The sequence below is a fragment of the Paenibacillus sp. ACRRY genome (genome assembly GCF_022346995.1).
Taxonomy (GTDB): domain Bacteria; phylum Bacillota; class Bacilli; order Paenibacillales; family Paenibacillaceae; genus Paenibacillus.
Genome location: NZ_JAKRNM010000002.1, coordinates 627518 through 640215 on the forward strand (window position 1 = coordinate 627518; position 12698 = coordinate 640215).

Below are 12698 nucleotides of genomic sequence, written 5' to 3' on the forward strand. Positions count from 1 at the left end.
TCACGATAGAGTTGCGGCAGGCTTCGACGGTGTCTTGTGAACGCGAGATTATCCGTATGGCCTGCGCCTTCTCATCGTAAAAAGGGAGCGGATTTGCGTATGGGTTCGGTCAAAATTGATATCGAAAAGGGTTCACACAGCTACAACGTTAAATACTCGCTAAACGACGCGGTCGGAGTTAAGGCGCTTTTACGCGATCGCCACCGGATTAGTTCCGCGCGCTTTCGCGGAGATTATGCCGCCTGTGACATCCTCGTCGATTTACACAGCGCAATTAACAGCGCAAGCTTAACGGATAGGCAGACGGAGGCCATTGCGTTCGTATACGGAATTGACGTTACACAGGCGGAGGCGGCGCGTCAGATGGGGATCACGCAGCAGGGCGTCGCGAAGTTGATCAATGATGCGGCGGAGAAGATGGCGGAGGTTTATAAGCGGTGGGAGTACGGTGAGGTTAGCGTTGAATATACGGAAGATAGTGAACACGAATCGGAAGGGGTTGCGGCCTAATGGAGAACTATAAATGGGCATTTCACGAAGTTATTACAGAGTTGTCGGAAGCAAATATCGAGGATCGCGGTGAGCGAATGGCCGCGGTTGAAGCGCTAACCGATTCGTATATAGAAGCTAACGGAGAGCGTCCGGATATTGACGCACTTGAGCGCCTGACTAACCTGATCCTAAAAGAGGAACTGTCAGACATGGACGCACACAAGATTCAGCACAACGAGTACCCTTTTCTGAGTGATCGCCAGTTTGAGCGACGGCACGACAAAGAAGTTTCATTATGGGTAGCAGAGAACATGGGCGCAGACGGAATTGATCATAAGCCGCGGAAAAAGCGTATGCGTAGTAAATGGGAAAACGCATATATGGACCGTGGTATTCGTACAAAAAATGCAGCACGTAAGGCGCAATACAAACGTGATACATCTCCCGGCGCAGTCGTTACGTATAACCTTTACGAAAATGGCGGCGAGCTTACGGAGCCCTTCGTTAATTGCGTCGGAATTGGCAAGCGTTGGGCTAACGAGATGGGTGCGATGAATGAAACGGAGATTGTACGCGAGGAAACCGAAATTTACGTACAGGAGGCGGCTTAATGGGAAAAGCGGATCGTAAGCGGTGGGACGGCAACGTTAAATCGATGGCGATTGTAGCGAAACCGCGCGATGAAATTACGGAAGAGGACGTCGCATTTCTACGCGAAAACTACACATCAACAGGCGGACTTCTCCCGAATGCATACGCGGGCGGCGCGTTTTATACTCCGACTCACGTTGCGCGGTTTGTTATCGATGCTTTACGCGGGCTTTCTGGCGGAGAATTTGCGCCAGGCTCGCGCTTTCTCGAACCTTCGGCCGGCTCCGGAGTCTTTATCGAGCATATGCCGCAAGACGCCGAGATAACCGCGCTAGAACTCGATGAGACTAGCGCAAAGGTTACGTCGCTAATCTATCCGCACGCTAATGTTATACAGGGCGACGCTTTCCGTCATGTCCTACGAGACTATTACGATTACGTGATCGGTAATCCTCCGTATGGCGTGTCGATTGATATCGCGGCAGAGGATCTTCCGGATGAATACGAGACGTTGAGGATTACGAAAGGACGCGCGAAAGGGAAGTCGGAATCCGCGTTTATCGAGCTGGCGATTAAAGCCGCTAAGCCAGGCGGGTACATTGCGTTCGTGCTTCCAAAAGGGATCGGGCAAACTTCTCTGATGGTTAAAATACGCGAACTAATGCGTGAAACATGTTGGCACATCGCTAGCATAGAACTTCCGGGCACGACGTTCGCGTTAACCGGTACATCAATTCCGACGGATATACACATCTTACGCAAGACTACACCTAACACGCGTAAAGTATACGTAAAGTATTCGCAGATAGGCAGTTCTAGGTGCCCGTTAGACATCGTTAAACAAGCGGAGGAGGGCGTGTCTGATACGTTCTGGTTCGAAGGACAAATGCCGGTACTCCAAGCGCAGATTAATGATATTGGATACGACAAGGACGGCAATTCTACTGATAAATGGGGCGACGGTCAAACGCAGCTCGACGAGTTAATTGAAGCGTTCGAGAATACGTTAATGCGCGAGAATACCGATCCCGTCGGACCGTTTGACGGTATTGAGAAGTCCGCGGATTTATTCCACGCGTTTAACGTAAAGATTCCGGAGCATGAGAAATGGAACGAAAAGGTAGGAAACATGGCGTATTGGAACGTGCTTACGCTAGGACGCGGCGGTGAGATTAACGGAGAGTCTTCGTTTGACTTTACGTGGCAGGATCGAATTGTAGCGGAATATTACGCAAGGGAGACGGAAATTACTCCGCCTCTCGCAGCGTAAGGAGTTCGTCAATATTAACGTTTAGGTAAACGCATATCTTCGTTAATAGCTCGCGCGGATAGCGCTCCATTTCGTCGTGGTACATCATCCGTACCGATTCGAAGCGGTAGTCAATTGCTCGCGCGAGCTCTTTTATTTTAATGTCGCGCTGATCGATAATTTGGCGCAGATTTGAGCGTATTTGCATCGTTACACCTCCGTTTATAATGCGATTTTATCGCGACTCGAAAAACGTGTCAAATTGTTGTTGACACTCTAAACGAGTCTGTGGTATCTTTAGTTCAACAAAAGACACGCTAAACGAGTCTAAGGAGGGTTGCCACTTGACTGATACGAAGACGTGCGAACGCTGCGACGGAACCGGCCGATATAACTCCACGTACACTTGTTTCGGATGTGCCGGCACGGGCAACGCTAACACACCGACCAAGCGCGTACAATGCGTTAAGCCTTTCGCAAAGTTTAACTTCCGCCGAGGTAGTTACGGAATCGCGCGCATGACAACGCCGTCTGCTTACACGGACGAAACTCGCTGGATTATCCGCGGCCATACGTTACTTGAGCGCCAGGTTAACGAATATTTCCGGGAGGTGCCGCGCAGATGAGCAAAGCGACATACGCGTCAATATTACGCAACAGTTACACGGAGGATGACGCGCCTGACCGACGCCGGGCGCTGATCCACGCAACATTCGTCGGCATGGTTGAATCGATCGTAAATGACGCAGATTACACAGCCACGCAGAAAATAACGAAGATACGTAATCTCAATGACGCGCGTAAGGAGGTACTTGCGGATGAATAAGAGGATGCTTGCGGTAGGAAAACGGATGGGTGGGCGGAGTTATGTACGGGCGGCAGGCGGTGAGTGGGTCGAGGTAAAAGCGGCGGTGACGGATGAAAAAGCGCGTTGATGTTCGGAAGATCGTTAGGCAGACAGGAATTAGGCGTAGGTGGCGCGAGATATTGCGGATAATATTTAAGAGGGGCCGGAGCTAATCCGGTCTTTTTCGTGTCTCCGCTTTGGGCACGAAAATAACTCGGCAAATTAGCGTAAAATCCTTCCGGGAAGGTTGTTTTTTGGTCTGTTTTACGGCTATACGTTACAACCGGAGGTTTAAGGTACTTTTCTCCGAATATTTTACTCGAAGGAGTGACGTGATTATGGCGGCTATTAACGAAATCAGCGCGCGCATCAACGTAGACGTATCGGAGGCATTAACCGGTCTCAAAGCGATTCAACGCGAGGCTAAGAAGGCTACGCAGGCATTGCGTGAGCTTGAACAGGCGCAAAAGGCGGTGGCTGAACGATGAGTACCGCTGAGCACATTGCGTTTACCGGAACAGGCTCCGCTTACGATCCGGAAACGGGCGAGGCACTCGTATATGGGCGAGCTGATACGCACAAAGTCGTAAGTATTGCGCAATACGATTCGCATAGCAAACGGCAAGACTTCATCGGTCGCCAAGCGGAGTTTACTTTCGCTGATATGCATGAGCTACACGAGATCATCGACGTTCTTACTACGGCACAATGCGGATATCTACTCCTACTTCAGTGCTACGTTGACTTTGATAACGGTAAGCTCGTTAACGCAAAAGGTGACGCCATGAAAACCGCGGAAATACTCGAAGTTCTACGCCTTAAGCGTAAACGTCAGACATTCTACGATTTCATGGGCAAATGCGAAGAAAACTCGATAATTACACGTGACGATGACGGAGTTTACTACGTTAATCCGCGCTATCACTTCCGCGGAGCAACTAATAATCGCAGCGTTGTCCGAACGTATTCAACGATGATAAAACGGTCATATCGCGAGAACAAGGCGGCTGACCTCGGCTTAATATATCGCATGTTACAGTTTGTCCACTTCGAGAGTAATGCGCTGTGCGCAAATCCTTTCGAAAGAGACGCGCGGTGTATACGGTGGTTTAACGTTAAACAACTGGCGGAGGCTATCGGAGTTCACGAAAAGACGCTATCGAAACGGCTACCGGCTATCAACGTGGGTGGTGTTCCGATCGTTGCGCGCGTAAAAGTGCAGGGCGAGGCGGGCAAGTTCGTGTTCAATCCGTTCGTATTCTACCGTAGTACGAAGGAGCCAAGCGCGTTGCTCATCGCCATGTTTAACGGTGAGGCTGCGTAAAAAGGTAGCCTTATTCGTACATTTTAGCGAAAAAGGTAACCTTATTCGTACATCGGAAAATGCCGTTCCACCTTAGAGTGGCGCGGCTTTCCGGCGTTTTAGGGGTTAAATTATATCTTAGTCTTGTAGTGTCCGCGCAGTTACTAAAGGGGTTATTTACGAAGCTATGTGACCAAATCGATACCAATCGAGATCGTAACTTACTACCGCTTCGGTTGATTTTGCTTCGCAAACTAAACCTCGCGGGATCATTAAGGTAAAGGAATAGCGCGTCATCAATTACATTTCCCTGAGCCGAATAGGCGAAGGTGGCAAGGCCGCCGGCCGAAGTCAATGTTTAGAGCTCAAACCTTTGCTTGTAAGAAACATGAAGCATACTCTTCGAAGTATCTCATGTAGTACAAAATAACGCGGATTCAATTACGTTAAGCGAACGCTAAGTGAGCGGAGGTAGAACGTTAATATGGACGTAACAGTAACGCTAATTCCGTGTGGTTACGTAGAACACACGTTAAACTTCGAGGAAGACGATACGCATACTTTAGCGGACACGATCGCTTATATAGACGCTAACAAAGCGGATTATCTAGCGCGGATGAAGGCGGAAGAGAACGCAGGAAACACTTAGAATCACCGTAGTATTAGCGCGTCTATCTTACGCCTTGCCTGAGCGTAGGAAGGCGCGTTATTAACGTTAATTACACGGAAGGAGGACGTAATATTGGCGAAGCAATTAACGCAGGAACAGTACGATGCTATCGCTTGGATGGCACAACCTAAGCGCGGTGGTAAGACATACGATGAGCTTGCGGAGATAATCGGAGTACACCGATCTACGTTATTCGAGTGGAAGAAGAACCCCGTATTCGAAGCGGAGTTAAAACGTCAGATGGTCCGCAATAGCCAGGATAAGCTACCGGATCTAATCGAGTCGTTATCTACGATTGCTATACGGGATGGTAACGCAGCAATGGCGAAGCTTGCGCTACAGATTAACGGATTGCTTACGGATAAGGTCGAAGTGGAAACGAAGGACAACGGAGCTACCGATCTGGATGCGTTGATGCAGCGGATTAGTACGATCAAACGGGTAAAGTCGGATGAGGCGGAATAGTGCGCCATTATATGTAGGGAAATGCGCGAGGGTAGGCGACGGGTTCCGACTGGGACTGCGTTTTACCTACAACGCGCTCCTGACGCGCAGCCTCTCCGAATCTTTTCGTCTTCACTACGTTAGCGTACGAAGTTTTATGCATGACGCTAATTTACCGCTGTATAACGGCCGTATATAGTGCGCGGAAGGGTACGGGAAATGACCGTATACTCTTCCAGCTACTAACGGGCATAATCCGCATAGTACTGCGGGTTGTACGCGTTAATAACTGGAAATGTATATGCGATGTATAACGCGTGATTATGCAACGCTCGTGAACGTAGGCGGGGCGCGGGTTTGCGGATCGTACTGTTGCACCGTATATGGATTTTGTGCACATGTCTGCGCATAACGATGAATAAACGGAAGGCTTGCGATTATGCAACGCAGATGAATAACGGAAGGTATCTGGGTGAGGGGCGCGACCCCCAAGGCCCCCTTCGCCGACCGCCTCATCAGGCACATTTACAATCCGCGTATCAAAAATAACGTTTGGACTTTACGGAGGAGGGTGCGAATGTACACGTTGATCATTACGGAAACTCGCGAAGAGGCTGACGCATTGAACGAGGCATTACCGCAAGCTACCCGCGCAACTAAAATCCAAGCGTATCAACGCGGACATCTCTTCTGCGGACTCAACCATAACGGACGCAGACCAAGCGCAGTTATCTCGCTAACTAAACTGCGCGATGACGACGAATGGTTCCGTCAGGTGCTCCGTCCGACAATGGCGCATGATGCCGTATGGATTTTACCGTAAAATCACCGTGCTAATAGCGCGTTTCACCTATTCCGAGTGTATCCGTCAGGGCCAACGCTTAAACACTCTAAATCCACGTAAATTCCACGTAACTACGAAAGGAGGCGATATCTATCGCATGGACTAACGGAAAATGGATCGGACGGGACGAACGCGCAGCGAAACTTAACGAGCTGACCGCGTTACTTGACGTGCTCGAAGGCGTAGATATCGCTGACCTTTCAGCGGAAGACGCGGCGGATATTGACGCACAGCTTGCGGAATATGAACGGCTGGAACGGATTCACCGCTGTGAAACGAATCTGATCGAATTTGCGCTTGAGTACTTCTCAGAAGCGCGGAATCCAGGCAACGACGGAAATTGGGACGGCTTCGATATTACGGAGTACGACGAAGCGCCTGCATTTCACCGTGAGATTTGCGCGCTAATGGACGATGTAAGCAACGTTCATACAAACGATAAGGTAGCGGAGGCGGCGCCCCGTTCTCACGCGAAATCCACGTATTTATCAAAAGCGATGCCGATACGGGAGATTACGTACAGGAAGCGTAAATACGAGATCATCATCTCGGAGACGCCTGCGGTATCGTCCGCGAACCTCGATTGGATTGCGATGCAGCTTAAGAGTAACGCGAAGTTACGTGCGGATTTCGGTCCTTTGCTAAGTCCGAAGCAACAAGAGAATCCGAAGGACAACAGCTCGGAGTTTATCGCATGGGAGCCGCGCGAAGACGGCACTAAACGGCTACTTACGAAGGTAGAGGCGGCATCAACGGGCCAGGCGCTCCGTGGACGTAACTGGAACGGCGTGCGGCCGGACTTGATCGTATGTGACGACTTGGAGGACATCAAGTCTAACGCGGCGACTCCGGAACTGCGGAAGAAGCTAAAGGACTGGTTCGCGCAGACTGTCGTACCTCTCGGAGATCCGCGCGGCAAAAAGACTGCGTTTATCTATATGGGAACAACGGTCCATCACGAAGCGCTCCTTGTTGACGTTTTATACAACCGTTCGGACTTCAAATCGCGCGTCTATCGTGCAATCATCGAATGGCCGGCGAGGATGGACTTGTGGGAAGCGTGCCACCTCGTCTATAAAGATCCGGACCGTCCGAAAGATGAGCGCGCTAAAGATGCACGAGCCCTTTACGAAGCAAACCGCGAAGAGATGGACCGCGGAGCTGTCGTGCTGTGGCCGGAAGCACAGCCGATATGGAAGTTGATGACGTGGAAGTGGGATAACGGAGCGAAGGCGTTCAACACGGAGTATATGAATAATCCCGTCGATGAGGAATCGATGATATTCAATCCGGAGTCGTTTACGTATTGGGACAACGAGGATGTACGCGAGCTTTTGACGCAGTATCCTCCGCCTGCTAACGTATTTGACGTTTACATGGGCGTTGACTTTGCGATGGGGAAACAACGCGGCGACTATTCCGCAATTGTTACGATCGCGCGACATAAGAAGAACGGAACGAAGTACGTAATCGATGCGTATGGGGAGCGCGTCAAGCCTGACGAGTTTATCCGCGTCATTGTCGAAAAGGTACTGCGGTATCAACCGAATGCGATCGCGGCAGAGGCGCAGGCGGCGCAAGAGTTCTTCGTACAAAAGCTAAAAGAAGCGCTGAGAGCTGCGGGATATCCGGCGGGCACTCGCGTTAAGGAGATACATCAGAGGAGCCGTAAAGAACTCCGAATTGAAGCGCTGATCCCGGATATCGAGAGCAACGCTATTCAGTTTTCACGAAAACATACGTTGTTGCTCGAGCAGTTCGAATATTACGGCACCGGAAGCCACGACGACTTGCCGGATGCCCTTGAGCAAGCTATTAGTATTGCGAAATCAGGCAAAAAGAGAGTTAAGAATAAGCCAAAATGGATGTAACGGAAGGAGGACGCGAATTGACGAAGTTATTTACAACAGGAGAGCAATACCCGCCAGAATGCGACATCCCACGTCTGGCTCGATATAAACGCGGACGAATCATCTTTGACGGACGTCATCCGGAGATTTACGATCGCGCATCGTCACTTCTGCAGGATACGCCACACGCGCCGCAACTTCAGACGTTGTTCATCGCGGTTAACTTGATGGACATTTTGCTTACGAAGCCTGCGGATTTGCTTACGGGCGAGCCTCCGACATTCGAAAGTGGAACAGGCGCAGGAAGCCGCGAGCAGGAACGGCTTGATTCCATCGTTGAAGAGAACGATTTAGTTCAAGCCACGCACGAACTCGTCATCGGCGGAGGCTACCGCGGCGACTCGTACCTCAAAACGTACTTCGGAACGCGTGCAGACGTCAGTGAGACGGAAGAGCTCGGTTTACCAGCGCCAGACACTACGCTCGAACCGATTATCGAAGCGGTGCCGGCGAATATCGTCTTTCCGGAGATATCGAAAGGTTCGCGCAAGAAGTTCAAAGCGTTCAATATCGCGTGGATCGATTGGGTTGAGGAAACGAATGGTCGCGTAGTGCGGTTTATATCCGGAATCGACCGAAGCTATACGCCGTACCTCGAAGTTGAGCGGCATGTTCCCGGCTACATCATTTATGAACGATATAAACTCGAAGATAAGTCCGTTAATACCGAATGGGGAGCGCCGATTGCGACGTTTACGATCGGAGATAAAGTCGATACCGGACGAGAGGTTGACGTTGTCCCGACGGGAACTGACCGGCTACTCGTACATCACATTCCGTATAAGAGCGTCGACGACCGTTGGGAAGGTATCAGCGGAATCGAAAAGCTCGAGAGCGTGCTGGCCGCGATTAATGACCGTCTCGTACAGATCGATTATATCCTTTGGAAACATAGCGACCCGACAGCGTACGGACCGGAAGTCGACGAGAACGACGAAAACACCGTACGTATGGGCGGAAAATATATCGAGGTTAGTAAAGATGACGTAGTGCCCGGATACATGACGTGGAACTCGCAGCTTGACGGCGCGTTTAAAGAGCTCGATATTCTGCTCGGTCTCGTTTATCAAATGAGCGAAACGCCGCAATGGTTGTTCGGTACAACGTTAGCCGCGGATAAAGGAGGCACCGGTACGTCGCACACGGACTCCGGCGCAATCAAAGCGCGGTTCATGCCGATCCTGGCGAAAGTCAACCGGATACGCGCGCATGTTGATAAAGCGCTTCGCGACGCAATCTGGACCGCAATGCAGCTCGAAAACTTCGCGAATGACGGCGTGCAGGATTTCGAACCGTACGAACCTGTTTATCCGCGCATTAATTGGCGCGATGGCCTGCCGCGTGACGAGAAAGAAGCCGCAGAGGTTGCGAGCATCCGGACCGGAGCCAAACCGACCATGTCCGTTAGCGACGCAGTTAAGTACCTCGACGGAGTTGATGATAAGCTCGCGGAGGAAATGTTGCGCAGGATTGACGAAGACGAGAAACGCGTTAACGGCACCGTCGACAGCACGATATTTAACGAAGAGGTAGTCGTATAATGGCGCGGATTCCTGATCCGAACTATGACCGCGATATCAACCGTCTCGTCGACGCCTACAAACGTGGAATCCTCGCAATCGCAACGGAATTATCACGCTTGGACGTTTCCGATATATCACGCGCACATGCAAAGGCCGCTCTCGCTGAGATTGCGGCTATTTTGCGTGACATAAACGCAGAGTCGGCCGCCTGGGTTGCGGAGTATGTTCCGAAAGCTGCAACGGACGGAGTGGCGCGGGCAATCGTCGGACTCGGCGTCGCCAATACGTTAGCCGAAGCGGAGAAGATCGTTAAGTTTAACCGGATCAACCGCGAAATGGTTGCGTCGGCTATTGCGGATACTCAGGCGGATTTATTGGCTGTTACGCAGAACATCGACCGCCGAGTCCGCCAGGCCGTTCGCCAAGCAACTGCGGAATCCTTTCGCGCTAACATGGCGTCAGGCATTAACGGTCGCCGTACGATCAACGCTGACACGCTCGCCGGCATCCGTAAGACACTCGGCCAGGCGACAGACACCGGCATTATTGACGCGGCAGGACGGCGTTGGAAGCCGGAAGTCTACGTTGATACAGTAACACGTACGAAACTTAATTCCGCGCACCGAGACGCAACGATAAACGAGGCGATCGGACGCGAAACATATTACGCGCAGATATCAAGTCATGGCGCACGAGATGCGTGTCGTAACTGGGAAGGCCGCATCGTCAAGTTAGTACCGGATGCTCCCGGAGATTATCCGTATGTAGGCGATCTACCTCGTCGCGAAATATTTCACCCTCGTTGCCGTCACGTACTATCTCCGGTCCGTAGTCCGGAAAATATTAGGGGAGGTATTTAGATGGCAATATCAGATCGCGACAAAGAACGATTGAATCTGATCAGCCCCGCAGCTAATGACGTTAAGCTTGGGGACATTATTCAGGATTTTCAAGAGAGTGGTGGCGATGCAGGAAAGAAGCAGGGCTTTCTGTACAACGGAGAAACAGGTTTGTCACGATGGCGTTCAGCACTAGCCAAAGTAGCAAACGGCGATATCATCGCTAATCTCAACGTAATCGGAAGTAGCTCCGTAGTTGGAGTCGGTTCCGGAGGCGGAGGCGTTGCGGGGAATCTGGCGATTACTCAGAACTCGCTAGTAAAAAGTTTTAGCGGACGCCTACGCAGTCAGCTCGCAAGTAAATACGGGGATGTAGGCCGCGGATTCATTCCGCAACACTACGACAAGTTTTGGACCTTCGCAGGTACATGGGCCGCCCTAGCTAACTACGGAATTATTGGAGCTCAAGCGAAAAAATCGTCAACGGTAGGTAGCACCGCGACTCTGTCATTCAGTGGAACGTCTTTAACACTTATGCTCGTAACTGGAACTTTTGGCGCAAGCTTCTCGGTGGCAATCGACGGAGGCACCGCGCAGACGTTTACCACGGTGGGGACAGCTTCGGCAGCTAAAGCATTTGCCGTTGCGTCAGGATTGGCGGACGGCGCGCATACAGCGGTAATCACTGTTACGGCAGTTACTTCCGCATCTCACGGGCTAACGATAATCGGCGCGTACGAGGGTAAGGCAGCAACCGCAGGCGTTAGGGTAAACGCGATTGGGGTAACCGGATCAAAAACTTCCGCAGCACTAGGCGAGAACTTTTTGTACGCGGAAATCGACGCATGGGCTCCGGCGTTAACGCTTATTTGCTACTCATCTAACGATTTTAACTCGCAGACGCCACTTGCGACATTCAAAGAACAGACTCAAACGCTGATCACTCGGGCAAAGCAATTCGGAGACGTTGTACTCATGCCGGCTGGCCTTCGAGGTATATCTCAGACTATCCCGTTGGAAGCGTATGTCGGCGTGTATAAAGAGCTCGCTGAAGAGAACGACATCGCCTTCTTGGATACGTTTGGACGCTGGCATGCAGACTTTAATTTCGCCAAAAATACGCTTCAATTCATCGCAAGTGACGATATCCACATGAACGACTACGGTCACCAAGACCTAGCGAGTGCAATTTTTAACGCGCTGGTTAACTACTGATCCACGCACGACCTACGATACGTCGTTAAACTGACGGAAGCTATAGCCGACGGGCTCTAACCGGGAGGATACGATTATGACCGATATTCAACGTAAGTACCCGCTAAACTTGCAACTGTTCGCAGAGGGCGACCCTGATCCGCAATCCGATCCGCAAGACCTGCAGGCTGATCCGCAGCCAAAGGCGTTTAATCAGGACGAGGTTGATCGTATGATCGCGGACCGTCTGAAAAGAGAACGAAGTAAGTACGCGGATTACGAAGAGTTGAAACGGAAGGTTACCGAAAACGAAAAGGCTGAAGAGGAGCGCAAAAGAGCGGAGTTGTCCGTAACTGAACGCCTCGAAGCCGAAAAGGCCGAAGCTCTGGAACGCGCACAACAAGCGGAGCAGGCGAAAGAGGCCGCATTATCAGCCGCTAACCAACGCCTTATTAAAGCGGAGTTCAAAGCGGTAGCTCGCGAATTGAACGTGCGTGCTGACGCGCTCGATGACGTTCTCTTACTCGCTGACAAGACGTCAGTTAGCGTAGATGAAAACGGGAACCCAGTCGGCGTAGAGGACGCAGTTAAGGCGCTGTTAACGAATAAACCGTATCTCGTGGATGCGCCGAAGAAACCGCAGCCGATCGGTGATACGAAGCCTAATCCGGGAGATGACGAACGCAGGACGCTCGAACAACAATTGAGCGATGCAAGGAAGTCGAAGGATTTCGCGAAGGTAATCGAATTGTCAAACAAATTAAGCAAGTAATTCAGGGCTTTGGAAAAATT

The 12698-nt window shown here is 51.0% G+C and carries 15 protein-coding genes; 14 read left to right on the forward strand and 1 reads right to left on the reverse strand.

All coding sequences use genetic code 11. The features are described from left to right. Positions 1–36 precede the first annotated feature (36 nt). The 3 genes from MH144_RS12110 to MH144_RS12120 are packed head-to-tail and all read left to right on the forward strand — an operon-like array spanning position 37 to position 2353. Entirely contained in the window at positions 37–510 is a 474-nt protein-coding gene (locus MH144_RS12110; RefSeq protein WP_239300100.1) for a sigma factor-like helix-turn-helix DNA-binding protein, read from the forward strand. After that, positions 510–1103 carry a hypothetical protein gene (locus MH144_RS12115; protein ID WP_239300102.1) on the forward strand — a complete coding sequence of 198 codons (594 nt, stop codon included), beginning with the start codon at positions 510–512 and terminating at the stop codon, positions 1101–1103. Before MH144_RS12110 ends, MH144_RS12115 begins: the two co-directional genes overlap by 1 nt. Continuing rightward, positions 1103–2353, forward strand: a complete 1251-nt coding sequence (locus tag MH144_RS12120; protein WP_239300104.1) for an HsdM family class I SAM-dependent methyltransferase — start codon at positions 1103–1105, stop codon at positions 2351–2353. The genes MH144_RS12115 and MH144_RS12120 overlap by 1 nt, the downstream gene beginning before the upstream one ends. On the opposite strand, the gene MH144_RS12125 is transcribed toward MH144_RS12120, so the two are convergent. Next, the gene (locus MH144_RS12125; RefSeq protein WP_239300106.1) at positions 2331–2540 is read right to left on the reverse strand and encodes a helix-turn-helix domain-containing protein; all 210 of its coding nucleotides are present in this window, start codon (positions 2538–2540) and stop codon (positions 2331–2333) included. The genes MH144_RS12120 and MH144_RS12125 overlap by 23 nt on opposite strands. A 414-nt stretch (positions 2541–2954) precedes the next feature. Between MH144_RS12125 and MH144_RS12130 the strand changes: the two genes are divergently transcribed. From MH144_RS12130 to MH144_RS12180, 11 genes are all read left to right on the forward strand, one after another. Continuing rightward, the gene (locus tag MH144_RS12130) at positions 2955–3158 is read left to right on the forward strand and encodes a hypothetical protein (RefSeq protein ID WP_239300108.1); all 204 of its coding nucleotides are present in this window, start codon (positions 2955–2957) and stop codon (positions 3156–3158) included. 218 nt (positions 3159–3376) lie between these two features. Further along, a complete protein-coding gene (locus MH144_RS12135) occupies positions 3377–3667 on the forward strand; it encodes a hypothetical protein (protein ID WP_239300110.1) in 291 nt (96 codons plus the stop codon). Next, positions 3664–4503: a hypothetical protein gene (locus MH144_RS12140; RefSeq protein WP_239300112.1), complete on the forward strand. Its 840-nt coding sequence runs from the start codon at positions 3664–3666 to the stop codon at positions 4501–4503. Before MH144_RS12135 ends, MH144_RS12140 begins: the two co-directional genes overlap by 4 nt. 463 nt (positions 4504–4966) lie before the next feature. After that, positions 4967–5131, forward strand: coding sequence for a hypothetical protein (locus MH144_RS12145; RefSeq protein ID WP_239300114.1), 165 nt, complete (start codon positions 4967–4969; stop codon positions 5129–5131). Between the two features lie 93 nt (positions 5132–5224). Next, complete coding sequence (locus tag MH144_RS12150) at positions 5225–5617, forward strand: phBC6A51 family helix-turn-helix protein (RefSeq protein WP_275440067.1); 393 nt, start codon at positions 5225–5227, stop codon at positions 5615–5617. A 556-nt stretch (positions 5618–6173) separates the two neighbouring features. After that, entirely contained in the window at positions 6174–6419 is a 246-nt protein-coding gene (locus MH144_RS12155) for a hypothetical protein (protein WP_239300116.1), read from the forward strand. A gap of 191 nt (positions 6420–6610) precedes the next feature. Then, a complete protein-coding gene (terL, locus tag MH144_RS12160) occupies positions 6611–8311 on the forward strand; it encodes a phage terminase large subunit (RefSeq protein WP_343226052.1) in 1701 nt (566 codons plus the stop codon). Positions 8312–8328: 17 nt separating this feature from the next. Continuing rightward, a complete protein-coding gene (locus MH144_RS12165; RefSeq protein WP_239300118.1) occupies positions 8329–9891 on the forward strand; it encodes a phage portal protein in 1563 nt (520 codons plus the stop codon). Continuing rightward, positions 9891–10733, forward strand: a complete 843-nt coding sequence (locus MH144_RS12170; protein ID WP_239300120.1) for a phage minor capsid protein — start codon at positions 9891–9893, stop codon at positions 10731–10733. The genes MH144_RS12165 and MH144_RS12170 overlap by 1 nt, the downstream gene beginning before the upstream one ends. Further along, positions 10734–11927 (forward strand): SGNH/GDSL hydrolase family protein, encoded by a 1194-nt coding sequence (locus MH144_RS12175; RefSeq protein ID WP_239300122.1) that lies wholly within the window; start codon positions 10734–10736, stop codon positions 11925–11927. Between the two features lie 76 nt (positions 11928–12003). Next, positions 12004–12678, forward strand: a complete 675-nt coding sequence (locus MH144_RS12180; RefSeq protein WP_239300124.1) for a phage scaffolding protein — start codon at positions 12004–12006, stop codon at positions 12676–12678. Positions 12679–12698: the final 20 nt, after the last annotated feature.